Here is a 23,005-nt window from a genome sequence, read left to right as displayed (position 1 = left end):
ATGCGGGGAGCGTGGGGGCGACGATGGCGCAGGTGACGGTGATCGACCATCCGCTGGTGCAGCACAAGCTGACCCTGATGCGGGACAAGGAGCGCTCGACGGCGAACTTCCGCCTGCTGCTGCGCGAGATTTCGCTGCTGCTGGCCTACGAGGTGACGCGCGACCTGCCGACGGAGCTGGTCGACATCGAGACGCCGGTCGCGCCCATGCGCGCGCCGAAGATCGCCGGCAAGAAGCTGGTGTTCGCCTCCGTGCTGCGCGCCGGCAACGGCCTCGTCGACGGCATGCTCGACCTCGTGCCCTCGGCGCGCGTGGCCCATGTCGGCCTCTACCGCGACCACGACACGCTCGAGCCGGTCCAGTACTTCTTCAAGGCGCCGGCCGGGCTCGAGGACCGGCTCGTGATCGTGGTCGATCCCATGCTCGCGACGGGCAATTCCATGGTCGAGGCGGTGGAGCTGATGCGCCGCAAGGGCGCGCGCGACATCCGGGCGCTCTGCCTGCTGGCCGCGCCCGAGGGCGTGAAGCGGTTCGTCGAGGCCTGCCCCGGGGTGCCGCTGTTCACCGCCGCGATCGACGAGCGGCTGAACGAGCTCGGCTACATCGTGCCGGGTCTCGGCGACGCCGGCGATCGGCTCTACGGCACGAAATAAGATCGGCGGATTGAAAACGGCGGTCGGACGACCGTGCGAGACAGTGTGTGGCGGAACGCAACGGCCTATCCCCCGATTGGCTGTCGCGTCCCGCCGACACGTCCCTGGCGGGACCTCGTCTGGCGACCGATTGTTGCGCCGAAGGGCTCGCCTTCGACATATCATCGCCTGTTGAAGGCCAGAATGATGCCAAAATTGAGCGGCGTCAATCGACGAATGGGGGGTGAGAGATACAATTTTCGGGCGATCTGTCTGGATTTATGCAATCTTCGGCGCTGCGCGGCGGTCCTTGTCGCCCTCTGGTAAAACTCATTTAAGTGACCGTTTTTCATAGCAAATAATCGCCGGCGCGATCGTCCGCGCCGGGTCGTGCGTGTTCGACGCGCCCTCCGCCGGTCAGGGATGTTGTCCTGACCTAATTCACAGATTTATCTTGTAGGCCATGTCTCTGGCGCCTACGCTCTCCCGGCGCGGTCGCTTGGCCGCCTGGATCGGAGCTGACGGGCCGCCGACGAAGCGCCGCGCCTGGTTTTCGAGGGGCGCCGTCGCAAAGAGACGCCCGAGATTTGCGAGCCGCACTGGGCGTCGCGAAGCGTGAAAAGCCGCACCGTCTTCGCTGATGCTGGGGGATGGCCGTGACGCTGATCCTGACCCGTCGCACCTTCGTCGCCGGCGCCACAGCGAGCGTCGCCGTTCTCTCGGGCGGGCCCGCGCTGTCCGCGGTTCACTTCGACGTCGTGGTCTATGGCGCGACCTCCGCGGGCGTCATCGCCGCCTACGCCGCGGCGCGCGAGAACCTCCGGGTCGCGCTGATCGTCGGGCCGAACCCGATCGGCGGCATGACCGCGAACGGCCTCAGCCGCTCCGACGCCAACGCGAAGCAGCCGATCGGCGGCCTCGCCGGCCGCTTTTTCGCGGCGATGGGCGCGCATTATGGGCTGCCGAAGGCCTTCCGGTTCGAGCCGCACGTGGCCGAGGCCTTCTTCCGCGGCCTGCTCGACGAAGCGGGGGTCACGGTCTTCCCCGGCGACGTCAACGAGCGGCGTCCGCTCGCGCGCGACGGCGCTCGCATCAAGTACCTGCTGCTGGAGGACGACACCCACGTCGCGGGAAAGGTCTTCATCGACGCGAGCTACGAGGGCGACGTTATGGCCGCCGCCGGCGTGTCCTACGACGTGGGACGCGACGCCAAGCGCGCCTATTCCGAGTCGACGGCGGGCTTCGGCGTGGCGCAGCTCTCGAAGACCAAGATCACCGTGCGGGACAGCGCCGGGCGCCTGCTGCCGCTGGTCCGGCCGTTCCCCAGCCTCGCGGTCGGCGCGGCCGACGCCGGCGTCATGGGCTTCAACTACCGGCTGAGCCTGACCAACGTCCCGAGCGACCGCCGGCCGTTCGAGCGGCCGCGGACCTACGATCCCGACCTCTACCTGATCGACCTGCAGCGCGGCTATTCCGGCGACGTGTTCCATGCCGGCGGCGAACTGCCGGGCATCGCGAAGGTCGATCGCAACAACGACGAGCCGGTCGGCGCCAACTGGGCCTATCCCGCCGCCACCCGGGCCGTGCGGCGGCGGATCAACGACTTCCACGCCTCGTACCAGGCCGGCCGGCTGTATTTCTTCGCCACCGACCCGCGGCTGTCGCAGAGCTTCCGCGACAGCGTCAACGCGTGGGGGCTCGCCCGCAGCGAGTTCGTCGACAACGACAACTGGCCGCGCCAGCTCTACGTGCGCGAGGCCCGACGGATGAACGGGCAGTTCAAGCTCCACCAGCGCTACACCAGCCGCGGCGCGCGGTTCGCCGACGGCGTGCTGCTGTGGGGCTACGACTACGACAGCCACCCGACGCAGTATCTCGCGGACGCCAACGGCAAGCTGGTGATCGAGGGCAGCAACGCCAAGGGCACGCCGGGGATGGGCGCGCAACGCTACAGCGTGCCGCTGCGCGCCCTGCTGCCGCAGGAGCACGAGTGCAGCAACCTGATCGTGCCGGTCTGCGCCTCGGTGACGCGCGTGGTGAACTGCAGCTACCGGATGGAGCCCGCCTACATGATGGCGGGCGAAGCCGCCGGCGTCTGCGCCGCGCATGCGGTCCGCGGAGCCTCGACGGTGCAGCAGGTCAACCGGCGCGGCGTGGTGGTGGCGCTCACGGGGTATGGCGCGGCGCTCTGAACGCCCGCTGAAGGCAGGGCGCTCCGGCGTCTCCTGCGCTTGCGCGGGCGGGGCGTCGATGCGGGCGCGTCCTACGCACAAGGCCCCACCCGACCCTTTGCTGGCGCGAAGGGCCACCCTCCCCACGCCTTCGGCGCGAGGAGGGAAACCCGCGCCGCGCTCCTCACCGTTGGAACTGAAACGCGGGCGATCCCTCCCCTGGGACAGGGAGGGTGGACGGGCGAAGCCTGGCCGGGTGGGGTGGGCGTCCGCAGAATCCGCTTCGTTCCGACGCCCTCGACGCCCAAGGCCCCCACCCGACCCCGGCCTGCCGGCGGGGATCCCTCCCCACGCCTCCGGCACGAGGAGGGATCCCCGCGCTCCATCCGAAGCGCGATCGTCCGTGAGGGATTTTGCGTGGTCCGGTCGAGCGGCGTTAAGCTCCCGAAGCCCTCAGGCCCCCTGCTCCAGCAGGCGGCGGGCGATGACCTGGGCCTGGATCTCGGCCGCGCCCTCAAAGATGTTGAGGATGCGGGCGTCGCAGAGCACGCGGGAGATCTGGTACTCGAGCGCGAAGCCGTTGCCGCCGTGGATCTGCAGCGCGTTGTCGGCCGCGGCCCAGGCGACGCGGGCGGCGAGCAGCTTCGCCATGCCGGCCTCGAGGTCGCAGCGGTGGTCCTTGTCCTTCTCGCGCGCGGCGAAATAGGTGATCTGGCGCGCGATCTGGACCTCGACCGCCATCATCGCGAGCTTGTCGGCGACGCGGGGGAAGGCGACGATCGCCTTGCCGAACTGCGCGCGCTCCTCGGCGTAGCGCAGGCCGATGTCGAGCGCCGACTGCGCCACGCCCACGGCGCGGGCCGCGGTCTGGATGCGGGCGCTCTCGAAGGTCTTCATGAGCTGCTTGAAGCCCTCGCCCTCGACGCCGCCGAGCAGGTTCGCGACCGGAACCTCGAACCCGTCGAAGCCGATCTCGAACTCCTTCATGCCGCGATAGCCCAGCACCTCGATCTCGCCGCCGGACATGCCGGGCGCGGGGAACGGGTCGCCGTCGGTGCCGCGCGGCTTTTCGGCCAGCAGCATGGAGAGGCCGCGGTGGCCGCGCTCGTTGGGGTCGGTGCGCACCAGCAGCGTCATCAGGTCGGCGCGGACGGGATGCGTGATCCAGGTCTTGGCGCCGTTGACCTTATAGACCTCGCCGTCGCGGGTGGCGCGGGTCTTGAGGCTCGCGAGGTCCGAGCCGGTGTTGGGCTCGGTGAACACCGCGGTCGGCAGGATCGAGCCGTCGGCGAGCTTCGGCAGGAAGTGCGCCTTCTGCTCCTCGGTGCCGCCGCCCATGATCAGCTCGGCGGCGATCTCGGAGCGGGTGCCGAGCGAGCCGACGCCGATGTAGGCGCGGCTGAGCTCCTCGGAGACCACGCACATGGCCTCCTTGCCGAGGCCGAGCCCGCCGTACTCCTCCGGGATGGTCAGGCCGAACACCCCGAGCTCGGACATCTTGGAGATGGTTTCGAGCGGGATGTAGGCGTTTGCGAGATGCCAGGCGTGGGCGTAAGGCGCGACCTCGGCGTCGGCGAAGCGGCGCATCTCGTCGCGGAACTGGCCGTGGGTTTCGTCGAGCCCGGAGTCGCCGAAGCCGGCGCGGCCGTCGGCCTCCCGCATCAGGTCGACCAGCGCGGCGCGCGCCTCCGCGGTGCCGCCGTCGGCGATCAGCTCGCGGCCGGCGTCGCCCAGCAGCTCGGCCGGGCGGCCGGCGTCGAGGCCGAGGTCGGTCGCGCGCAGGATCTCGCCCTGATTCATCGGGATGCCGCCGATGAGCTGCGCGACGTACTCCGCCGCGCCGATCCGCAGGATCGCCTCCTCGATCGCGCCGTAGCGGCCCTCCTGGGCGAGACGCTCGCTCCAGTGGTGCAGCTCGCGCAGCGCCATGCGGTAGGTGGCGAGCCAGGCGAGGCCGTGGGTCGCGCGCTGCTCGCGCTCGAGCAGGGCCGTGTCGAGCCGCTCGCCCTTCAGAACCTTCGCCCGGACAGCCTGAGTCGCCTCCGACAGCAGCGTGTCGAGCGCCGGCAGGACGGATGCGAGTCGGGCCGCGGGGCTTTCGGCCTCGGCGGCGAGGGGCTTGGCTACGGCGGTCATGCAGGAGGCTCCGATGGCGCGCACGACGTCTCAGCCGATCAGGCCGGCGGTCGCGATCTCTTCGCCGCATCCTCCTCGGCGGGGACGTTCGCCGCAATGCACCCTTCGGCGGACGCAGGCGCGCCGGAGGCCCCGCCCGCCGCGAGTCCGACCCCGACGGCGGCGAGCGCCATGCCCGCAAGCTGCAGCGGGGAGAGCGTCTCGCCGAACAGGAGATAGGCCTGAACCGCCGCAGTCGGAGGCACCAGATAGATCAGCGCCGCGACGCGCGAGACCTCGCCGCGCTTGATCATCACCAGCATCAGCATGATCGCGGCGATCGAGAGCACAAGCACCGACCAGACCATGGCGATGAGCGTCTCGCCGGTCCAGTCGATCCGGGTTTCGCCGGTCGCCCAGACCACGGGCGCGGTGACCGCGAGCGCGCCGAGGTACTGCGCCGGGGCGAGCGTCCGCAGGTCCGCGCCGGCGAGCGCGCGCTTCTGGTGCAGGGTTGCGGCGGTGACGGCCGCCATCGCCAGCACGTTGACGGCGATCGGCAGGCCGAGCCCGCCGAGCCCCTCCGCCGCGCCGCCGGCGAGCTTCGGCGCGACCACGCCGGCGACACCGGCGAAGCCCAGCGCGACGCCGAGCCAGCGACGGCCGTCGAGCCGTTCGCCGAGCAGCGGCCCGGCGGCCAGCGCCGTGAACAGCGGCTGCAGCGCCGCGATGAGCGCCGAGACGCCGGCCGGCACGCCTTGCGACACCGCCCACCACACGCCGCCGAGATAGAGCCCGTGGAGCAGCGCGCCGTTCAGCAGCGCGTGGCCCCACTCGCCGCGCGTCGCCGGCCAGCGGGCGCCGAGAACGACGGCGAGCGGCGCGAGCAGCGCGACCGCGCCGGCGTAGCGGACCATCAGGAACGCGAGGGGATCGGCGTGCGGGGCCGCGAGCTTGGCGACGATCCAGCCGGTCGACCAGATTACAATGAAGACGATGGGCGTCAGGCGCGCGATCATGACCAGCTCCGAGGACGCCTGTCTCCTCGCCCTCCTGGCCGCCGCGCTCAAGCGCTAATCCATGATGGCTGCATCACGCGCGACGATGGCGCGCAGACGGCCGCCCCGGCGCGGACTCCATTTCCGCCGCCGCAGCGCTACATTCCCGCCACATGCGCAAAGGTCTGCGGGACGCGTCGGCTTCGGTGGTTTGGCTGGTTTGGGACGCGCTCCAGCGTTTCGAGCGCGACGACGGCTGGGCGATCGCCAGCCACGTCGCGCTGTCGGGCCTGCTCGCGATCTTCCCGTTCCTGATCTTCGTGACCGCGCTCGCGGCGTTCCTGGGGGCGGGCGCCGAGACCTCGACGATCGTCCACCTGATCTTCGACACCTGGCCGTCGGGCGTCGCCATGCCGCTCGCGACCGAGGTGCAGAAGGTGCTGACCACGCCGCGCGGCGGCATCCTCACCATCGGCGTGCTGCTGACGCTGTGGGTGTCGTCCTCCGCGGTGGAGTCGCTCAGGATCGCGCTCGGCCGCGCCTACGCGTCGCCCACCTCGAAGCCGGTGTGGCTCGCGCGGCTGCAGAGCATCTGGTTCGTGCTGCTCGGCGCCTTCGGGCTGGTGGTAGTCGCGATCTTCATCGTGCTGTGGCCGATCCTCTGGGGCTTCGCGCTCACCTACGTCTCGAACTATTTTCCGGAGTACGCCGTCGCCCTCGTGAACCTCGAGTTCATCAGCAATCTCGCGCGCTACGGGCTCACGATCGTGGTGGTGACCACGGGGCTGGTCCTCACCCACCTCTGGCTGCCCGGCGGACGCCGGAAGGTCATGGACGTGCTGCCGGGCGTCGCCATCACGGTGGCGCTCTGGATCGCGGGCGCGACCGGCTTCTCGATCTACCTCGCGCGCTTCGCGAACTACGCCTCCACCTACGCCGGGCTCGCCGGCATCATGACGGCGATCGTGTTCCTCAACGTGTCGGCCGCGCTGTTCATTCTCGGGGCCGAGTTCAACGCCGCGCTCGCGGCCCGCCGCAAGGCGCAGTTCGCGGGAAAGCAGCTGAGCGGCCCGGCCGCGGCGCAGCCCGCCGAATGACGGGTTCCCGCGCGTCTCCGCACGCGCCCCGTGCGCGCGACCGCCCCTGACGATCCGCCCCCGCGCCCTAACTCGTCTCTCAACGCCGCCGAAACGGCGGTCGAATCCAAGGAGAGCGACTATGAAGCGCACCGGCAGCGCCGTTTGGAACGGCTCCGTCAAGGAAGGCTCGGGCAAGGTCTCGACCGAGAGCGGAGCTCTGTCCGACCTGAACTACTCGTTCAAGAAGCGCTTCGGCGACGAGAAGGGCACCAACCCGGAAGAGCTGATCGGCGCGGCCCACGCCTCGTGCTTCTCGATGGCGCTCTCGCTCATGCTGGGCGAAGCCGGCTTCACGCCGGACGAGATCGAGGCCTCCTCGGCGGTCTCGATCGAGCAACAGGGCGGGGGTTTCCAGATCACCTTCATCGACCTCTCGGTCACGGCCAAGGTGCCCGGCATCGACGAGGCCCAGTTCAAGGAGATCGCGACCAAGGCCAAGGACGGCTGCCCGGTCTCCAAGGTGCTGAACGCGAAGATCAACTTCGAGGCGTCGCTCGCGGGCTGAGTTCGACGCAACGGGCGACGATGGGCGCGAGCCGAACGGGTTCGCGCCCATTATCCGGCCTTGAGCCGGGCGCCTCAGGTCATGCGGGCCAGCACCGCGTCCTTCAGAACGAGCCGGTGGTAGAGCGCCGCGGCGACGTGGAGCAGGATCAGGCCGCCGGCGACGAAGCCGAGCGTGCCGTGCACCGCCAGGATCTGCTTCGACAGCTCCTTGTTCTCCGACATGATCCTTGGCATCTCGAACAGCCAGAACACCGGAACCGGCGCGCCGAAGGCGTTGGAGCCGGCCCAGCCGAGGATCGGCATCACCAGCAGGATCAGGTAGAGCGTCCAGTGCACCGCGTGCGACAGGCCGATCTGCCAGCGCGCGAGCGTGGGCTCCGACGGCGGCGGCGGGTTGGTCAGGCGCCAGGCCAGCCGGACGATCATCAGCGTGAGGATGACGATCCCGGTCGACTTGTGCAGGTCGTAGATCGTGTCCTTGGTCGGCCCGTCCGGGATGCTGTCCAGCGACAGGCCGACGATGATTTCCGAGATGACGAAGATCGCCACCACCCAGTGCAGCACCTTAGCCGTCGGCGTGTAGCCGCCGGCCGCGGGCGTCCTCGTCGATGCCGTCAGCGTCATCGCTTAACCCTCCCTCCGCGCGCCGGTTCTGCGCCGAACGCCGCATGTCGCAGTCAAACAGGATGTCTTCGCCGAGCGAAAACGCCGCGGCGGCCGGCCGGCGCGCGAGGTCGAGCCGCTCGATCGGCGCGAGCGCGAGGCCTGCGCGCCCCGAGCCGACCAGCAGCGGCGCGACCATCACGTGCAGCCTGTCGACCATGTCCGCCTCGATGAAGGCGGAGACCGTCGCGGCGCCGCCTTCGATCAGCACCCGGCGCAGGCCCCGGCGTCCGAGCGCGGCGACGACGTCGCGCGGCTCGATTCGGCCCGCGGCGACCGGCAGATGAACCGTCTCGACGCCCGGCGCGTCGCAGTGGGGCGCGCCCTCGGCGCGGATCACGATGCGCCGCGTCCCGTCGTCCGCCAGCATGCGCGCGCCGGCCGGCATGCGGCCCGTCGGGTCGATCACGACGCGCGCCGGGGAGACGCCTTCGACCCGCCGCACCGTGAGCTGGCAGTCGTCGGCGCACACCGTGCCGACGCCGACCACGACCGCGTCGACCAGCGCCCGCAGGCGATGCAGGTGATCGAGGCCGCCGGGGCCGTTGATGTAGTGCGAGGCGCCGGTGACGGTGGCGACGCGGCCGTCGAGCGACTGCCCGATCTGGGCGATCACCGCGGCGCGCGGCAGCGCGACCGGCCCGAGCATCCCTAGCAGGGGATGGGCGCGGAGATGCGCGGGCGGCGTCGCGCCATGGCGCACGGCCCGCACGGCCGCCCAGGCCGCGGCGTCCAGCGCGTCGTCCTTCGGCCCAAAACCTCCGGGCGAGGCGGATGCGATCATCGGCGTCCGATCCTAAAGGCGGCGTTGATCACGCCCTCGAACGGTTCCAGATAGACCCGCCGCGGCGTTCGGCCAGACGGCTCGCGCGAAGATGAGGCCGCGACCCTCTGCGCGATTGACGGGCGCCCGACGGGCATGGTCCGTGCGGCCAAAGCCATCACGGTTTCAACCTTACGCGGCGACAGGGGGCAGCGGTTCATGAACGACGGTCACAGCCCCGCGACGACGCCCGGGCGGGCGGGTTCGCTGGACGCTCTTTTCGACGGCTACCGGCGGTTTCGCGCCGAAGCCTGGCCCGAGCTGCAACGCCGTTTCGAGCGCCTCGCCCAGGGCCAGTCGCCGAAGGTGATGGTGATCGGATGCTCGGACAGCCGCGTGGATCCGCAGCAGATCCTGGGCGCAGCGCCGGGACAACTGTTCGTGCTGCGCAACGTCGCGGCGCTGGTGCCGCCCTACGCGCCCGACCAGGCGCATCACGGCGCGAGCGCCGCGGTCGAGTTCGCGGTGCGGGTGCTTCAGGTTCACCGCATCGTCGTGCTGGGCCACGCCGGTTGCGGCGGCGTGAAGGCGCTGTTCCAAGGCGCGCCGGCCGAGGCCTCGGACTTCGTGGTCAGCTGGATGGACATCGCCGACGAGGCGCGCGCCAAGGTCGACGCCTCGCTCGACTGGGACGAGCGCGAGCGGCTGGCCGAGCAGGCCTGCGCAGAGGTGACTGTCGCGAACCTGATGACCTTCCCCTGGGTGCGCGAGCGGGTCGAGGACGGGTCGCTCGCCATCTCCGCCATGCATTTCGGCGTCGCCAACGGTTGCCTCCGGTGTCGCGACGACGCCCGGGGCGTCTGGTGCGACGTGCCGACGGAATGACGACGACCTTCACAGGAGCTTTCTGATGACCGACATCATCTTCCGCGCCGGCGAGGCGACCGTTCTGGCCGTCGAGGGCCAGGCGACCGACGCGATGCCGGAGGTCCTGATCGGCGCCGTCAACGGCCCGGTCGGCCAGGCCTTCGCCTCCATGCTCGGCCAGAGCGTCGGGCACACCCGCATGTTCGCGGTGCGCGACCTCAACCAGCTGGTCCGGCCCGCCACGCTGATGACGTCGAAGGTGACGATCCCGGGCGCGGAGTACGTCGACCTGCTCGGCGGCGTCGTTCAGGGCGCGATCGCGGACGCCGTGCTCGACAGCGTCATCGACGGCGTCATCCCCAAGGACATCGTCAACGACATCTGCATCATCGTGACCGTCTGGCTCGATCTCCGCTGCGCCGAGGACCCGAACCTCGACAAGCCCGACCTCTACCGCACGAACTACGAGGCGATGAAGCTCGCCATCAAGCGCGCGATGAACAACGAGCCGACGATCGACGAGCTGATCGCGAACCGCAAGACGATCAAGCACTACGCGCTCGACGGCGTCGTCGAGTACTGAGCGGCGCCTCGCGTCTCAGTCCTTGTCGTCGCTGATCCTGGCGCGGTCGTCCGTCGGCGCGCCGGGAATGGCGGAGGCGATCGCCTCGTGGACGATCGCCTGCAGCGCGGAGCTCTTTGCGCGCGCCTCCGCGAAGGCGGCTTCCAGCCGCTCGGGATCGTAGGGCTGCGCCTTCATCGCGGCGCGGGTGGCGCGGCGGGCCGTGCGGATGTCGTCGAACGCGGTCTTCAGCTCGGCGCGCCGGTTTTCCAGCGCGGCGCGGATCGCCTCGCCGGTGGCGCCGGGGTAGCGGCTGGAGACGGTCTCGATCGTGTTTTCGATCGTGCGGGGGCCTCGGCCACGTTCGGCGGTCGCGAACAGATAGCCGGCGCCGCCGAGGTTGAGCGCGACCGAGAGCGCGAGCGCGGCGTAGAGCGCCCAGTGGGGCCGTCGCGCCATCACAGGTCCACGTCGTTGAAGGCGACGTCGATGGCGTCGCCGGGATCGTAGCTCGGGCTGGTTGGGCTGGCGGCGAGGCCGAGGCTGACGCCGATGACGACCGCCGCGGCGCAGAGGCCCGCGCTCGCAAGGCCGAAGCGGCCGGGCGAGCCGAACAGCCGGAACCACCGGTCCTCCCGCCGCGCCGCGATCTCGCCGACGACCCGGAACGCGAAGCCGTTGGGCGCGGGCGCTTCCGCCGCGGAGGCCAGCAGTCGCGCGAAACGGCGGGCGTCGCTCTGGCGCGCCCGCGCCTCCGCCGAGCGCGCCAGCAGCGCCGCGGCGTCCTCGGCGAGGTCCGCGGGCCAGCGCGCCAGGTCCGGGCCGTAGGCGTCGAGCCGGTCGGCGAAGAGGTCGATCTCGGATCCTTTGGTCATCTCAGGCCTCCTCACGCTCCCGATGGCGTGCGCGCAGCGTGCGCCGGGCGCGCACGAGCATCGATTCCACCGCCTTCTCCGTCGTCTCCAGCACCGCGGCGATCTCGGCGTTGGAGCGCTCGCCGTCGGCGCTCAGCAGGATCGCCGCCCGCTGGCGCGCCGGAAGTTCGAGGATGTCGCGGCGGACGGCGTCGACCGCGTGGCGGTCTCCGAGCGAGCGCTCGGGGCTGGGGGCCTCGGACGGCGGGTCGAAGTGGTCGGCGAACGGCAGCATCCGTCGCAGCCGCTCGCGCCGCGCGCGGTCCACGCAGAGGTTGACCACGATGCGGTGCAGCCAGGTGGAGAACCGGGCGACGCCCGGCGTCCAGCGGTGGGCCGCCCGCCAGACCCGCCAGAACGCCTCCTGGACGATGTCCTCGGCCTCGTTGGCGGAGCCCGTGAAGCGGTGCGCGAGCGCCTGGGCGCGGGCGCCGTGGCGGGCGACGAGCCGGGCGAAGGCCCGCTGGTCGCCGCCCGCGGCGCGGGCGACCAGATCGTCGTCCTCGTCCGCCTCGGCGCGGCCGGGCCGCGGGAGCTCAGGCTCGGACACGGCGCGCCCGTCGCGTTGGAGTTCCGCCCTGAGGCTGACGCCCGCCACCCTTCAAGCTCCGCCTCGAGCCTCCGTTACTGGGCGGCCGGCTTCGCGTCCGCCTTGTCCGCCCGCTTCTGCAGCTTGCCGACATACTCGTCGAGCTCGGCCTTCGTCACCTTGCCATCCTTGTCGGAGTCGGCGCGCATGAGCCAGGGGGTCGCGCTCGCGGCGAACTCGTCGCGGGTGATCTTGCCGTCCTTGTCGACGTCCGCCCGTTCGAGGCGGTCCTTGCGGTTGGCCTTCGCCGGGCGGTCGCCGCGGCGTTCGGCCATGCGGTCGCGGATCGCCTTGGCCTCGGTCTCGTCGATCACGCCGTCCTTGTTCGTGTCGGCCTTGTCGAAGGCGCGCGCCGAGGCCGCCTCCATCTCGGTCTTGTCGACCGCGCCGTCCTTGTTCTTGTCGAGCTTGTCGAAGCGCTTCGACATCATCTCGGCGCGCTTCTGCAGGCGGTCCTGCCGGGCGTCGCCGGCGGCGGCGGAGGCTGCGAGCGGAGCGAGGGCGACGGTCGCGGCGAGAGCTGCGGCGGCGATGCGGATCATGATGATCTCCTTGTGGGGGTGGAAACAACGGCCCCTTCGAAGGCTGATACGCGGGACGGGCCCTCTCCCTGCGCGCCATTTCATCTCGCGATCGCATCCCGGACCAGCCGGCGCAGTTCCGGCACGAGATCGGCGTCGAACCAGGGGTTGCGCCTCAGCCAGGCGTTGTTGCGCCACGAGGGGTGCGGCATCGGCAGAACGCGCGGGGGCGCCGCGCGGTTTAGGATGCGCCGCCAGTCCATCACGGCTTCTGTCAGGGAACTCCCGGCGTCCTCGCCCAGATGCCAGCGCTGCGCCGGGCGGCCGACCGCGAGCACCAGCTCCACGTCGGGCAGGGCGGCGAACACCGAGGCCCGCCACGCCGGCGCGCACTCGCTGCGCGGCGGCAGATCGCCGCCCTTGGCGTCCTGGCCGGGGAAGCAGAAGCCCATGGGCACCACCGCGACCCGGGTCTCGTCGTAGAACTCCTCGTCCGTCACGCCCATCCAGCCGCGCAGCCGCACGCCCGAGGGGTCGGTGAACGGCAGGCCGCTGGCGTGCACCCGCGTGCCCGGCGCCTGGCCGCTGACGACGAGGCGCGCGGAGGCCCGCGCCCGGACCACCGGGCGAGGCTCGTGCGGAAGGGGCGCGCCCCGCGGCGCGTCGCGGCAGATCCGGCAGCGCCGGATCTCGGCCACCAGGGCGTCGAGGTCGGGTCGCGAGTGCACGGCGCTCATTCCGCAATTGATCGGTCGCGTCAGCACCCTTTTAAGCCTTTGGCGGTCATCCTCGCCCCAAACGATCTCCGGGCGAGGCGGGACGCGATCTCCACGTGGACATGTTCGATCTTCCGGCCATGCGGGACGCCGAGGGCCGGTCGGGCGAAACGACGACGGAGCGCCGGCGCACCGTGACGGCGAAAGTGCGCGCCGAACGCGAACGGCTGACCTCCACCACGGGCATCCGTCCGGAGTTCGACGTCGAGCTCGCCCGCATCTACGCCCAGAACCGCCTGTCCGCCCTCGTCGTCGTGCTGACGCTCGCCGCCGTTATCGCGGGCGTCGCGACCCTGTGGGCCGAACCGCAGTTCGCGATCGCCTGGTTCGCGACTGTGTTCGCGGGCCACGCCCTGATCGGGCTGTTGGCGAAGCGCTTCATGCGCCAGCCGTCCGAAGGGCTGGACGTGCGCCGCTGGACGGCCCGGTTCGTCTTCGCCGAATGCCTCAACGGCCTCGCCTGGGGATCGATCGTCGCCCTGCTCAGCGGCGGCGAGGACTCCGCCGAGCTGATCTCCCTGTTCGTGATGCTCGTCGGCGTCGCGGTCCCGGTCATGCTCGCCGCGAGCGTTCCGGCGGCGGTCTATGCGGGGACGATCCCGATCGCCGTCGTCGTCGTCGCCGCTTACCTCTCCAAGGGCGGCATCGGCTCGGCGGCGGTCGCCGGGATGACGGCCGGGGTCGAGATCTACTTCCTGCTGCTCGCCCGCAAGCTCTACCGCAACGCGCTCGGCGCGCTCGAGTTTCAGGCGGAGAAGGACGCGCTGATCGGCGAGCTGGAGCAGGCCAAGGCCAACTCCGACGAGGCGCGCCGCCGGGCGGAGGAGGCGAACCTCGCCAAATCGCGGTTCCTCGCCACGATGAGCCACGAGCTGCGCACGCCGTTGAACGCCATCCTCGGCTTCTCCGAGGTGATGAAGTCCGAGGTGTTCGGAGCCCATGCGGTGCCAACCTACAAGGAGTATGCGGGCGACATCCACCAGAGCGGCCAGCACCTGCTCCAGCTCATCAACGAGATCCTCGACCTCTCGCGCATCGAGGCCGGCCGCTACGAGCTGCGCGAGGAGAGCGTTAGCCTGCCTTATGTGGTGGAGGACTGCCACCGCCTGCTGAAGCTCCGCGCCAAGAACCGCGGCATCACGATCCGGGAGGTCTACGAGGCCAGCCTCCCGCCGCTCTGGGCGGACGAGCGCGCGCTCCGCCAGATCACGCTCAACCTGCTCTCGAACGCGATCAAGTTCACGCCGCAGGGCGGCGAGATCCGGCTGAAGGTCGGCTGGATGGCTTCGGGCGGCCAGTACCTGTCGGTCTCGGATTCCGGGCCGGGAATTCCCGAGAACGAGATCCCGACCGTGCTCGCCTCCTTCGGCCAGGGCAGCCTCGCCATCAAGACCGCGGAACAGGGCGCCGGGCTCGGCTTGCCGATCGTGAAGGGGCTGGTCGATCTCCACGGCGGTCACTTCTCGCTGAAGAGCCGGCTGCGGGAAGGCACCGAGGTCATCGTCGCCTTCCCCGCGGCGCGCGTGATGAGCGCGCTCGCGCCGATCAAGCAGTACGCCGACGACCTGCGCCGGGTGGTCTGACGCTCTCGGCGTCACGCCGCGACGCGTTCCGCCGCAGCGAGACGGTCGCGCGCCGCCGCGACGCCCTCGAGCGAGGCGATCCGGGCCGCGGGATCGAACATGTGGCCGGTCGCCATCAGCTCGTCCGGCTGCAGCCGTGCGATGAAACGCGCCAGCTCCCGCTCGACCGTCTCGACCGAGCCCACGAAGGCGTAGCGCAGCATCTGCTCAAGGCTCGCCACCTCGCCGGGCGACGCGACCGTTCCGATGTCGTCGACCGGAGCCGGCAGCGGGCCTGGACGGCCGCGGCGCAGGTTCAGGAACGCCTGCTGCTGCGAGGTGAACAGCCGCTGGGCCTCCGCGTCGGTCTCCGCGGTCAGCACGTTCACCGCGACCATCGCGTGCGGCTTTGCCAGCGTCTCCGAGGGCTGGAACCGGTCGCGGTAGACCGCGAAGGCGGCTTCGAGATCCGCCGGGGCGAAGTGGGCCGCGAAGGCGAAGGGCAGGCCGAGCATCGCCGCGAGCTGGGCGGAGAAGGTGCTGGAGCCGAGCAGCCAGAGGGGCACGTCGAGGCCCACGCCCGGCACCGCGCGGATCGCCTGTCCCTCGACCGCCGGCGCGAAGTAGGCCTGCAGCTCGATCACGTCCTGGGGAAAGCGCTCGGCCGCCGCGTTGACGTCGCGCCGGAGCGCGCGGGCGGTCAGCATGTCGGTGCCCGGCGCGCGGCCGAGGCCGAGGTCGATGCGGCCGGGATGGAGCGAGGCCAGCGTGCCGAACTGCTCGGCGATCACCAGCGGCGAATGGTTCGGCAGCATGATCCCGCCGGAGCCGACGCGGATCGAGGAGGTCGCGGCCGCCACATGGGCGATCACCACCGCCGTGGCGGCGCTGGCGATGCCGGTCATGTTGTGGTGCTCCGCCAGCCAGAACCGCTGGAAGCCGAGCCGTTCGGCGGCCTGCGCGTAGGACGCGGAGTTGCGCAGGGCGTCGGCCGCGGTGGAGCCTTCGGCTATCGGCGCGAGATCGAGGACGGAAAAGGGGATCATGAGATCATCCGATCGGGCGTCGCGCGCGGGAGCCGCGGGCGTCGCCCGGCCGGCCCCCGCGCGCGATGCGCAGGAGGAAGAGGCGGTCGCGCGTCGCGCGCCGAGCCTCGCGTTGCTCCCAAGATCGGGGCCCGCGGCCCAAAACGGAAGGGGCGCCCCGCGCGGGGCGCCCCTTCGCAGAGGTCAGAGCGGCGCGCCGGGACGCTCCGGGCCGCCGGCCGGCGGCGGGGGAGGAGCGTCCGCGCCGCGGCGCGGGCCGTCCTCGCGCTCGCCGCGCTTCGGCCCGTGGCCGTGGCGCTCGTGCTCCTTCGGCCCGCCGGGTCCGAAGCCGCCGACCTTCTCCGTCGCGCCGTCGGCGCGGACGATCCAGGCGGCGTGCAGGAAGCCGTTCTCGAAGCGCCCCTGCACCGTCACCGCCTCGTCGGCCGCGACGAGCTTGCCGCCCTCGCCGGCGCGGCCGGTCTCCACCAGCGCGCGGCCGCTGTCGTCCTGCAGGACGAACTTGTTGCCGAAGATCTCGGCAACCTTGCCCTTCACGGTGGTGACCGCGCCGTCCTTCACGGCCGAGATCGCGACCGGCGCCAGCGGCGCCATCTCGCCGCCGCCGTGGCGGGCGAAAGAGGCGGCTCCGGCGCCGGCCGCGGCGCCCGCGGCGAGAAGCGCGACGCCGGCCGCGGCGAAGATCGTCCGGCGGCCGCGCTTCGGGCGGGGCGCCGCGTCGGTCTTCGGGGCGATCGGCTCGGCGGTCGGGGCGTTGTTGTCAGTCGTCATCGGGTGATCTCCGGTTCGGTTTCGATGACGCCGTTCTAGATGAGGGCCGTGGAACCCGGCCTGAACCGCGCGGTTCAGCTTCGGTTCAGCCGCCGGGTCTATCGAACCCTCTCCCACTCTCGAGGACGTTTCCCATGCGCGTGCTTCTGGTCGAGGACGACGCCGCGCTCGCCGACCGGGTGGCTCGCGCGCTCCGGGAGGAGATGTTCGCGGTCGACGTGGCCGCGAACGGCGAGGACGGCGGCCATCTCGGCGCGACCGAGCGCTACGACGTCGCCGTGCTCGACCTCGGCCTGCCGAAGGTCGACGGCGCGACGGTTCTGCGCCGCTGGCGCGCGGAAGGGCGCGACCTGCCGGTGCTCATCCTCACCGCGCGCGAAAGCTGGTCCGACAAGGTCGAGGGCTTCAAGGCCGGCGCCGACGACTACCTGACCAAGCCGTTCCGGGTGGAGGAGCTTGTCATGCGGCTGCGCGCGCTGGTGCGCCGGGCGGCCGGCGCCGCGTCGTCGCGGGTGGTCTGCGGCCCGATCGCCTTCGACGCCCAGCTCGGGACCTTCGAGCTCGACGGCCTGCCGCTGAAGCTCACCGGCATGGAGTGGCGCGTGCTGTCCTGCCTCGCCCTGCGCAAGGAGGCGGTGGTCGACCGGATGGAGCTCTTGGAGCGGGTCTACGAGGGCGACGCCGAGGTCGATTCGAATTCGCTCGAGGTCATCGTCGGCCGGCTGCGCCGCAAGATCGGCCGCGACCTGATCGAGACCGTGCGGGGCCGCGGCTACCGGCTGACGGCGAACGGCGCATGAGGCTCGCGCCGCGCTCCCTCGCCGGCCGGCTGACGCTCGCGGCGGCTGTGCTGACTCTGGTCGCGCTCGTGGGCGCGGGCCTCGCCATCGGCTTCATCCTGCAGCGCTTCGTGACGCATCAGGTCGAGCAGCGCCTGGACGCGCAGACGACGACGATCGCCGACGCGCTGGAGCGCGACCCGGACGGCCGGCTCCGCCTGTCCCGGAACGTCGACGGCCCTCCGTTCGACCGGCGGCGCTCCGGCTGGTACTGGCGCGTCGACGAGGAGGGCGCGGCCGTCCTGCGGTCGGGCTCGCTCGGCGACGAAGGGTTCGAATCCGGGCGGCGGCGGCCGCTGCCGGCGCCGTTCGACCCGCGCTGGCGCGAGCCGAAGCCCAAGATGGACGAGGGCCGCGGCCCCGCGGAGGAGCCGCTGATCGTGCGCGCGACGCGCGTCGAGGTAGGCGGCAGACCGGTCGAGATCGCGGTCGCGGCGCCGCGCGGCGCGGTCGAGGGGCCGATGCAGGACGCGCTGACGCCGCTCATGCTCTCGCTCGCGGCGGTGGGCCTCGGCCTCGTCGGCGCGTCGCTGTTGCAGGTGCGGTTCGGCCTGACGCCGCTCCGCCGGCTGCGCGAGGCGCTGGGCGAGGTGCGCGCCGGCAGGGCCGCCCGCGTGCCCGACGACCAGCCGGCGGAGCTGAAGCCGCTCGCCTCCGAGCTCAACGCGCTGATCGAGCAGAACGCCGCGGGACTTGCGAGCGCGCGGCTGCACGTCGCGAATCTCGCGCATGGCCTGAAGACGCCGCTCGCGACGCTCTCGGTCGCGCTGGACGATCCCGGCCGCGACCCCGACGGCGCCCTGCGCGCCGAGGTCGACCGCGTCGAGCGCCGGATCCGCCATCATCTCGCCCGCGCCCGGGCCGCCGCGCTCGGCGGGCCGCAGCGCATGCGCACCGAGCTCAAGCCCCGGATCGACGATCTCGCGGTCGCGCTGAAGGCGATCCACGCGGACAAGGCGCTGACGATCGCGGTCGAGGTCCCGGACGATCTCCACGTGGCCTGCGACCCGCAGGATGTCGACGAGATGGCCGGCAATCTGCTCGACAACGCCTGCAAGTGGTCGCGCGGCGCGATCGTGGTTCATGCGCAGCGAAGCGACGCGCAGGTCGCGCTGACGATCTCCGACGACGGGCCCGGCCTGCCCGAGGACGCGCTGCCGGAGGCGCTGCTTCCCGGCCGGCGGTTCGACGAGACCACGCCCGGCCACGGCTTCGGCCTGTCGATCGCCCGCGAACTCGCCGAGCTCTACGGCGGCGGGCTGACGCTGGAGCGCGGCCCGGCCGGAGGTCTGGCCGCCCGGCTGACGCTGCCCGCGCAGAAATAAAGCCGGCTAATCGAGTTTGGCGCCTGACAGTCGCACCATGTCCTTCCACATCGGATTCTCCTCGGCGATCCGCGTCTTCAGCGCGTCCGGCGAGGCGTCGGTCACGGGCGAGAAGCCGATCGGCTCCAGCCTCGCCTTCACGGCGGGGTCCGCCATGATCTCGGCCAGGGCCTTGGACAGGGACGCCTGCCTGTCGGCGGGGTAGCCCTTCGGGGCGATCACCGCGTACCAGGTCTGCAGGTCGACGTCGGCGAGGTTGAGGTCCGCAAAGTCCTTCATGCTCGGCGTGTCGGGGAGCGCGGGGATGCGGTCGCGGCTGCCGACGGCGAGCGGCAGGAAGGCCTTGTCCTTCACGTGCGGCATCAGCGCGGGGATGACGTCGAACATCATGTCGATCGTGCCGCCCAGCAGGTCGAGGATGGCCGGGCCGCCGCCCTTGTAGGGCACGTGCAGGATCTTGGCGCCGGTGCGCGCCTTCACCAGCTCGATCATCAGGTGCGAGACCTGGCCGAGCCCGGAGGAGCCCATGCGGGTCTCGTCCGGATGGGCCTTCGACCAGGCGATCAGGTCGCGGAAGCTCGTCCAGCCGCGGTCTTGCGCGATCTTCGCGTTCGCCACGCACAGCACGGTGCCGGTCGCGATCCGGCTGACGGGGACGAGGTCCGCGTCGGGGTCGTAGGGGCTCGAGGCGTAGAGATACTTGTTCGCGATCAGCTGCGACGTCGAGGCGACGCCGAGGGTCGCGCCGTCGGGCTCCGCCTTTGCCACCGCCGCCGTGCCGATCATGCCGCCGGCCCCGCCGCGGTTGTCGACGATCACGGTCTCTCCGAGCTTCGCCTGCAGGCGCTCGGCGACGAGCCGCCCCAGAATGTCGACGGCGCCGCCGGCTGGAAACGGCACGATCAGCGTGACGGCGGCGGCCCGGGCGGGGAGCGGCAGGCCGAGGGCCGCGGTCGCGGCGGCGCCGGCGAGTGCGGCGCGGCGGGTCAGTCGCATCGGCATGGACGGCGTCTCCTCGGCGAGGGGCATCCTTCCCGAGCTAGCGCGCCCGCGCCGAAAGTCAGGCGGTCACGCGCCGAGAGTGAGCCGGTAGGCGTAGGCGTCGCCGCGGAAGAGGCCCTCGACGTACTCCACCATGCGTTCGCCCGCGAAGGAGCGGCGCTTGATCAGCAGGCACGGCAGCGGCTCCTCGAAGCCGAACACGGCGCATTCGTCCACGTCCGGGGTCGCGGCCTCGATCGTCTGTTCGCAGCGGGTCAGCGCGCAGCCGATTTCCCGCAGCCGATCGTAGACCGACCCCGACAGGTCGGCCTCGGCGAGCTCCGGCGCGACACCGAGGTCGTACCAGGCGACCTCCCGCGACAGCGGGACGTCGTCGCCGAAGCGAATCCGCACGAGCTTCAGGAAGGGCGCGGTCGAGGGCTGCTGGAACAGGGAGGCGAGCGAGCGGTCGTGGGTGACCACCCGTTCGATCACCTTCGACGACGCGGCGCGGCCGAGCTCGCGCATCTCCTCGGTGAAGCCCTTGAGGCGCTCCATGCCGGGGTGGAGCTTCTCCGTCGGCCCTTCGACGATGAAGCCGAGACGGCCATGCGCGCTCACCAGCCTGCGCCGGCGCAGAGCGCTGTAGCAGTGCTGCACGGTCGTGCGGCTGACGCCCAGGTCGGACGCGAGTTGCCTCTCGGCCGGCAGCGTCGCGCCCGGACCGATCTCGCCGCTCTCGATCAGCGCGGCGATCTGCAGCTCCAGTTGCCGATAGAGCGGCATCGCAGTGTCGTCGCGCAAACGCAGACGACTGTGTAAGCTCGGAGTGTCGTGCAACGCTTTCAGCATATCATGCGGGGCGGCTAGAGCGCCCTCGGCGCAGGGTGGCGGGAACGACGTCGCGTCGGGGGGGCGTGACTTATGATGAACCAGAACGGCGCGCGCGCGAAGCTTTTCATTATGGGAAGCTTCGTGACGGCGTGCACGACACGCGTTGCACGGCTGCCCGTGGCAGGCGAATCGCTCGCCGCGTCGGGGTTTCGGATGGAGCCCGGGGGCAAGGGATTCAACCAGGCGGTCGCCGCCCGCCGGCTCGGCGCTGAGGTCGACGGCCTGTTCGCGGTCGGGGACGACGCGCTCGGAGCGCTCGCGGCGGCGGCCTTCGCGCACGCCGATCTCGACCCGGCCATGCTGCGCCGCCGGCCGGGAGCGACCGGCGCGGGCGTCGGCTTCATCGCCGAAGACGGCGAGACGGCCATCGCGGTGTTCTCCGGCGCGAACGCGTCGCTTTCCGCCCAGGACGCCCAAGACGCGCGGCCGGCGATCGAGGCGGCCGCGGTGACGCTCGCCCAGTTCGAGATCGGCGACGCCGCGATCGCCGAGGGCTTCGCGATCGCCCGCGGCGCGGACCGAATCACCGTGCTCAACCCCTCGCCGTTCCGCCCTGTCGCGCCCGAGATCCTCGCGACCTGCTCCATCGTCGTCGCGAACGCGGTCGAGACCGAGGCGCTCGCGCTTGCGCTCGGCGTCGAGGCCGATTTGGACGCCGAGGCGGTGGCGGCGGCTCTGTTCGCCCTCGGCGTCAGCGCGCTGGTGGCGACCTGCGGCGCGGCCGGCGCGATCGCCCGGCTGTCGGACGGGGCGATCCTGACGCAGCCGGCCTTCGAAGTGGAAGCGGTCGACACCATCGGCGCGGGCGACGCCTTCGCCGCAGGGTTCGCGACCACCTTCGCGGAAACCGGCGACTGGCCCAAAAGCCTGCGGCACGCCGCCGCCTGCGGAGCGCTCGCGGTCCGCGCCGAAGGCGGCTTCGGCGCCTTTCCGACCCGGGTCGAACGCGACGCGCTGCTCGCCGCGGTCTGGTGAGGCGGCCCGCCCGCCGGGGCGCAAACCCTTCTAAATTTTAAGCCATCGTCTCGCCGCTTCCGGCGTATGCCTTGTCGCCGTTCCGCTGAGGGAGCGCACGTGGAGACCGTCGGGCATGTTCGTATCGTTTTTCCCGAACCCGAAACCGTTCTTCATCTCGGTCGTGGTCTGGTCGCTGCTCGCGATCGGACTGTGGTACGCGGGCGGCTGGGCCGCGGGGACCTGGATCGGCCTGCCGCCCGCCGCGCCGGATGCGCCGCCGATCATAGGGCCGGCCGTCTTCGTCTCCGCGCCGTTCCTGTGGTTTTACGTCTACTATGCGATCGCGGTCGGCCTGTTCTCGGCCTACTGGTTGGCCACGTCCAAGCATCCGTGGGCGCCGTGGTCCATCCTCGGCAGCGCGCTGATCATCTTCGTCACCTACTTTCAAGTGCAGGTGGCGGTCGCCATCAACGCTTGGTACGGGCCGTTCTACGACCTGGTGCAGGCCGCGGTCTCGAAAAGCCGGCCTGTTACTCTCCCTGATTTCTATGGCGAAACCTTCGCGTTCATCGGCATCGCCATGGTTGCCGTGATCGTCGGCGTGTTCACTCGGTTCTTTGTGCAGCACTACATCTTCCGCTGGCGAACCGCGATGAACGACTACTACATGTCGTTCTGGCCGAAACTGCGTCATGTGGAGGGCGCCTCGCAGCGCGTGCAGGAGGACACCATGCGGTTCTCCACCCAGATGGAGACGCTCGGCGTCAGCCTGATCGACGCGGTGATGACGCTGATCGCCTTCCTGCCTGTGCTGATCCGGTTGTCCGGCCCGATCAGCGAGCTGCCGATCGTGGGCGCGATTCCTCACCCGCTGGTGACGGCGGCGATCCTGTGGGCGGCGTTCGGCACGACGTTCCTGGCGCTGGTCGGCGTCAAGCTGCCCGGCCTCGAGTTCCGCAACCAGCGCGTTGAGGCCGCCTACCGCAAGGAGCTGGTCTACGGCGAAGACGACGCCGGCCGCGCTCAGCCGCCGACCGTGCGGGAGCTGTTTGGAAATGTCCGCCGGAATTATTTCCGGCTCTACTTCCACTATCTCTACTTCAACGTCGCCCGCATTTCGTACGTGCAGATCGACAACATTTTTCCCTACATCGTGCTCGCGCCGACCATCGTCGCCGGCAAGATCACGCTGGGGCCGATGCAGCAGATCCTGAGCGCGTTCGAGCAGGTGCGGTCGTCGTTCCAGTATCTCGTGAACTCGTGGCCGCAGATCATCGAGCTGCTGTCGATCTACAAGCGTCTTCGCGGTTTCGAGGCGACGATCCACGGCGGCAAGCCGCCGACGCAGGACCTCGAGGCCCCCGAGGCGGAGGTGGACGCCGCGGGCGTGCGGGTCTGAGGATGGACCGTCGC

The 23,005-nt window shown here is 71.1% G+C and carries 24 protein-coding genes; 11 read left to right on the top strand and 13 right to left on the bottom strand.

The window, feature by feature from the left end; genetic code table 11:
- The first annotated feature begins 23 nt into the window (after nt 1–23).
- Both upp and JOD31_RS09415 read left to right on the top strand, forming a co-directional pair.
- The gene (gene upp, locus JOD31_RS09420) at nt 24–653 is read left to right on the top strand and encodes a uracil phosphoribosyltransferase (protein WP_204950432.1); all 630 of its coding nucleotides are present in this window, start codon (nt 24–26) and stop codon (nt 651–653) included.
- 635 nt (nt 654–1,288) lie between these two features.
- Complete coding sequence (locus tag JOD31_RS09415) at nt 1,289–2,824, top strand: FAD-dependent oxidoreductase (protein ID WP_204950066.1); 1,536 nt, start codon at nt 1,289–1,291, stop codon at nt 2,822–2,824.
- A 432-nt stretch (nt 2,825–3,256) separates the two neighbouring features.
- Here JOD31_RS09415 and JOD31_RS09410 read toward each other — a convergent pair whose 3' ends face one another.
- Both JOD31_RS09410 and JOD31_RS09405 read right to left on the bottom strand, forming a co-directional pair.
- Nucleotides 3,257–4,939 (bottom strand): acyl-CoA dehydrogenase family protein, encoded by a 1,683-nt coding sequence (locus JOD31_RS09410; protein ID WP_204950065.1) that lies wholly within the window; start codon nt 4,937–4,939, stop codon nt 3,257–3,259.
- A 38-nt stretch (nt 4,940–4,977) separates the two neighbouring features.
- Nucleotides 4,978–5,937: a DMT family transporter gene (locus JOD31_RS09405; protein ID WP_204950064.1), complete on the bottom strand. Its 960-nt coding sequence runs from the start codon at nt 5,935–5,937 to the stop codon at nt 4,978–4,980.
- 185 nt (nt 5,938–6,122) lie between these two features.
- On the opposite strand from JOD31_RS09405, the gene JOD31_RS09400 reads away from it, so the two are divergent.
- Together JOD31_RS09400 and JOD31_RS09395 are read left to right on the top strand one after the other, a co-directional pair.
- Nucleotides 6,123–7,013 (top strand): YihY/virulence factor BrkB family protein, encoded by an 891-nt coding sequence (locus JOD31_RS09400; protein ID WP_271206121.1) that lies wholly within the window; start codon nt 6,123–6,125, stop codon nt 7,011–7,013.
- Between the two features lie 121 nt (nt 7,014–7,134).
- Nucleotides 7,135–7,560: an OsmC family protein gene (locus JOD31_RS09395; RefSeq protein ID WP_204950062.1), complete on the top strand. Its 426-nt coding sequence runs from the start codon at nt 7,135–7,137 to the stop codon at nt 7,558–7,560.
- Nucleotides 7,561–7,634: 74 nt separating this feature from the next.
- On the opposite strand, the gene JOD31_RS09390 is transcribed toward JOD31_RS09395, so the two are convergent.
- Nucleotides 7,635–8,186 (bottom strand): cytochrome b, encoded by a 552-nt coding sequence (locus tag JOD31_RS09390; RefSeq protein ID WP_204950061.1) that lies wholly within the window; start codon nt 8,184–8,186, stop codon nt 7,635–7,637.
- Nucleotides 8,128–9,009 carry a RibD family protein gene (locus JOD31_RS09385; protein WP_204950060.1) on the bottom strand — a complete coding sequence of 294 codons (882 nt, stop codon included), beginning with the start codon at nt 9,007–9,009 and terminating at the stop codon, nt 8,128–8,130. Before JOD31_RS09385 ends, JOD31_RS09390 begins: the two co-directional genes overlap by 59 nt.
- 198 nt (nt 9,010–9,207) lie before the next feature.
- Between JOD31_RS09385 and JOD31_RS09380 the strand changes: the two genes are divergently transcribed.
- A complete protein-coding gene (locus JOD31_RS09380; protein ID WP_204950059.1) occupies nt 9,208–9,873 on the top strand; it encodes a carbonic anhydrase in 666 nt (221 codons plus the stop codon).
- 25 nt (nt 9,874–9,898) lie between these two features.
- A complete protein-coding gene (gene fae, locus JOD31_RS09375) occupies nt 9,899–10,438 on the top strand; it encodes a formaldehyde-activating enzyme (protein ID WP_204950058.1) in 540 nt (179 codons plus the stop codon).
- A 15-nt stretch (nt 10,439–10,453) separates the two neighbouring features.
- Here the strand turns inward: fae and JOD31_RS09370 are convergent, their stop codons facing one another.
- The 5 genes from JOD31_RS09370 to JOD31_RS09350 form a co-directional block, all read right to left on the bottom strand.
- Nucleotides 10,454–10,876 carry a periplasmic heavy metal sensor gene (locus JOD31_RS09370; RefSeq protein WP_204950057.1) on the bottom strand — a complete coding sequence of 141 codons (423 nt, stop codon included), beginning with the start codon at nt 10,874–10,876 and terminating at the stop codon, nt 10,454–10,456.
- Nucleotides 10,876–11,292, bottom strand: coding sequence for a hypothetical protein (locus JOD31_RS09365; RefSeq protein WP_204950056.1), 417 nt, complete (start codon nt 11,290–11,292; stop codon nt 10,876–10,878). The genes JOD31_RS09370 and JOD31_RS09365 overlap by 1 nt, the downstream gene beginning before the upstream one ends.
- A gap of 1 nt (nt 11,293) precedes the next feature.
- The gene (locus JOD31_RS09360) at nt 11,294–11,881 is read right to left on the bottom strand and encodes a sigma-70 family RNA polymerase sigma factor (RefSeq protein WP_271206120.1); all 588 of its coding nucleotides are present in this window, start codon (nt 11,879–11,881) and stop codon (nt 11,294–11,296) included.
- Between the two features lie 74 nt (nt 11,882–11,955).
- Complete coding sequence (locus JOD31_RS09355; RefSeq protein ID WP_204950054.1) at nt 11,956–12,462, bottom strand: EF-hand domain-containing protein; 507 nt, start codon at nt 12,460–12,462, stop codon at nt 11,956–11,958.
- 80 nt (nt 12,463–12,542) lie between these two features.
- Nucleotides 12,543–13,178 (bottom strand): uracil-DNA glycosylase family protein, encoded by a 636-nt coding sequence (locus JOD31_RS09350; protein ID WP_204950053.1) that lies wholly within the window; start codon nt 13,176–13,178, stop codon nt 12,543–12,545.
- 101 nt (nt 13,179–13,279) lie between these two features.
- Here JOD31_RS09350 and JOD31_RS09345 point away from each other — a divergent pair, with 101 nt between their 5' ends.
- Nucleotides 13,280–14,800, top strand: a complete 1,521-nt coding sequence (locus tag JOD31_RS09345) for a sensor histidine kinase (protein WP_204950052.1) — start codon at nt 13,280–13,282, stop codon at nt 14,798–14,800.
- A gap of 11 nt (nt 14,801–14,811) precedes the next feature.
- Here the strand turns inward: JOD31_RS09345 and JOD31_RS09340 are convergent, their stop codons facing one another.
- Entirely contained in the window at nt 14,812–15,825 is a 1,014-nt protein-coding gene (locus JOD31_RS09340; protein WP_204950051.1) for an LLM class flavin-dependent oxidoreductase, read from the bottom strand.
- A 183-nt stretch (nt 15,826–16,008) separates the two neighbouring features.
- Complete coding sequence (locus JOD31_RS19490; RefSeq protein ID WP_246482407.1) at nt 16,009–16,596, bottom strand: hypothetical protein; 588 nt, start codon at nt 16,594–16,596, stop codon at nt 16,009–16,011.
- Nucleotides 16,597–16,730: 134 nt separating this feature from the next.
- Here JOD31_RS19490 and JOD31_RS09330 point away from each other — a divergent pair, with 134 nt between their 5' ends.
- Nucleotides 16,731–17,396, top strand: coding sequence for a response regulator (locus tag JOD31_RS09330; RefSeq protein ID WP_204950050.1), 666 nt, complete (start codon nt 16,731–16,733; stop codon nt 17,394–17,396).
- The gene (locus JOD31_RS09325) at nt 17,393–18,760 is read left to right on the top strand and encodes a sensor histidine kinase (protein WP_204950049.1); all 1,368 of its coding nucleotides are present in this window, start codon (nt 17,393–17,395) and stop codon (nt 18,758–18,760) included. The genes JOD31_RS09330 and JOD31_RS09325 overlap by 4 nt, the downstream gene beginning before the upstream one ends.
- 6 nt (nt 18,761–18,766) lie before the next feature.
- On the opposite strand, the gene JOD31_RS09320 is transcribed toward JOD31_RS09325, so the two are convergent.
- Both JOD31_RS09320 and JOD31_RS09315 read right to left on the bottom strand, forming a co-directional pair.
- Entirely contained in the window at nt 18,767–19,762 is a 996-nt protein-coding gene (locus JOD31_RS09320; protein ID WP_204950048.1) for a Bug family tripartite tricarboxylate transporter substrate binding protein, read from the bottom strand.
- A gap of 66 nt (nt 19,763–19,828) precedes the next feature.
- Nucleotides 19,829–20,527, bottom strand: coding sequence for a GntR family transcriptional regulator (locus tag JOD31_RS09315; protein ID WP_204950047.1), 699 nt, complete (start codon nt 20,525–20,527; stop codon nt 19,829–19,831).
- Between the two features lie 138 nt (nt 20,528–20,665).
- Here JOD31_RS09315 and JOD31_RS09310 point away from each other — a divergent pair, with 138 nt between their 5' ends.
- Both JOD31_RS09310 and sbmA read left to right on the top strand, forming a co-directional pair.
- Nucleotides 20,666–21,610 (top strand): PfkB family carbohydrate kinase, encoded by a 945-nt coding sequence (locus JOD31_RS09310; RefSeq protein ID WP_309299041.1) that lies wholly within the window; start codon nt 20,666–20,668, stop codon nt 21,608–21,610.
- Between the two features lie 115 nt (nt 21,611–21,725).
- Nucleotides 21,726–22,991: a peptide antibiotic transporter SbmA gene (gene sbmA, locus JOD31_RS09305; protein ID WP_204950045.1), complete on the top strand. Its 1,266-nt coding sequence runs from the start codon at nt 21,726–21,728 to the stop codon at nt 22,989–22,991.
- The last annotated feature ends 14 nt before the right edge of the window (nt 22,992–23,005 follow it).

This window comes from Methylopila capsulata (assembly GCF_016907975.1).
GTDB lineage: Bacteria > Pseudomonadota > Alphaproteobacteria > Rhizobiales > Methylopilaceae > Methylopila > Methylopila capsulata.
Note: the sequence above shows the minus strand (reverse complement) of the source record. Positions and strands in the feature narration are given on the sequence as shown.

What these genes read in the sequence shown, in the direction of transcription:
- upp (WP_204950432.1), top strand. Translation starts at nt 24, where the DNA reads ATGGCGCAGGTGACGGTGATCGACCATCCGCTGGTGCAGCACAAGCTG.
- JOD31_RS09410 (WP_204950065.1), bottom strand. Translation starts at nt 4,939, where the DNA reads ATGACCGCCGTAGCCAAGCCCCTCGCCGCCGAGGCCGAAAGCCCCGCG.
- JOD31_RS09405 (WP_204950064.1), bottom strand. Translation starts at nt 5,937, where the DNA reads ATGATCGCGCGCCTGACGCCCATCGTCTTCATTGTAATCTGGTCGACC.
- JOD31_RS09395 (WP_204950062.1), top strand. Translation starts at nt 7,135, where the DNA reads ATGAAGCGCACCGGCAGCGCCGTTTGGAACGGCTCCGTCAAGGAAGGC.
- JOD31_RS09390 (WP_204950061.1), bottom strand. Translation starts at nt 8,186, where the DNA reads ATGACGCTGACGGCATCGACGAGGACGCCCGCGGCCGGCGGCTACACG.
- JOD31_RS09385 (WP_204950060.1), bottom strand. Translation starts at nt 9,009, where the DNA reads ATGATCGCATCCGCCTCGCCCGGAGGTTTTGGGCCGAAGGACGACGCG.
- JOD31_RS09380 (WP_204950059.1), top strand. Translation starts at nt 9,208, where the DNA reads ATGAACGACGGTCACAGCCCCGCGACGACGCCCGGGCGGGCGGGTTCG.
- fae (WP_204950058.1), top strand. Translation starts at nt 9,899, where the DNA reads ATGACCGACATCATCTTCCGCGCCGGCGAGGCGACCGTTCTGGCCGTC.
- JOD31_RS09370 (WP_204950057.1), bottom strand. Translation starts at nt 10,876, where the DNA reads ATGGCGCGACGGCCCCACTGGGCGCTCTACGCCGCGCTCGCGCTCTCG.
- JOD31_RS09365 (WP_204950056.1), bottom strand. Translation starts at nt 11,292, where the DNA reads ATGACCAAAGGATCCGAGATCGACCTCTTCGCCGACCGGCTCGACGCC.
- JOD31_RS09355 (WP_204950054.1), bottom strand. Translation starts at nt 12,462, where the DNA reads ATGATCCGCATCGCCGCCGCAGCTCTCGCCGCGACCGTCGCCCTCGCT.
- JOD31_RS09350 (WP_204950053.1), bottom strand. Translation starts at nt 13,178, where the DNA reads ATGAGCGCCGTGCACTCGCGACCCGACCTCGACGCCCTGGTGGCCGAG.
- JOD31_RS09345 (WP_204950052.1), top strand. Translation starts at nt 13,280, where the DNA reads ATGTTCGATCTTCCGGCCATGCGGGACGCCGAGGGCCGGTCGGGCGAA.
- JOD31_RS09340 (WP_204950051.1), bottom strand. Translation starts at nt 15,825, where the DNA reads ATGATCCCCTTTTCCGTCCTCGATCTCGCGCCGATAGCCGAAGGCTCC.
- JOD31_RS19490 (WP_246482407.1), bottom strand. Translation starts at nt 16,596, where the DNA reads ATGACGACTGACAACAACGCCCCGACCGCCGAGCCGATCGCCCCGAAG.
- JOD31_RS09330 (WP_204950050.1), top strand. Translation starts at nt 16,731, where the DNA reads ATGCGCGTGCTTCTGGTCGAGGACGACGCCGCGCTCGCCGACCGGGTG.
- JOD31_RS09325 (WP_204950049.1), top strand. Translation starts at nt 17,393, where the DNA reads ATGAGGCTCGCGCCGCGCTCCCTCGCCGGCCGGCTGACGCTCGCGGCG.
- JOD31_RS09320 (WP_204950048.1), bottom strand. Translation starts at nt 19,762, where the DNA reads ATGCCGATGCGACTGACCCGCCGCGCCGCACTCGCCGGCGCCGCCGCG.
- JOD31_RS09315 (WP_204950047.1), bottom strand. Translation starts at nt 20,527, where the DNA reads ATGCCGCTCTATCGGCAACTGGAGCTGCAGATCGCCGCGCTGATCGAG.
- JOD31_RS09310 (WP_309299041.1), top strand. Translation starts at nt 20,666, where the DNA reads ATGATGAACCAGAACGGCGCGCGCGCGAAGCTTTTCATTATGGGAAGC.
- sbmA (WP_204950045.1), top strand. Translation starts at nt 21,726, where the DNA reads ATGTTCGTATCGTTTTTCCCGAACCCGAAACCGTTCTTCATCTCGGTC.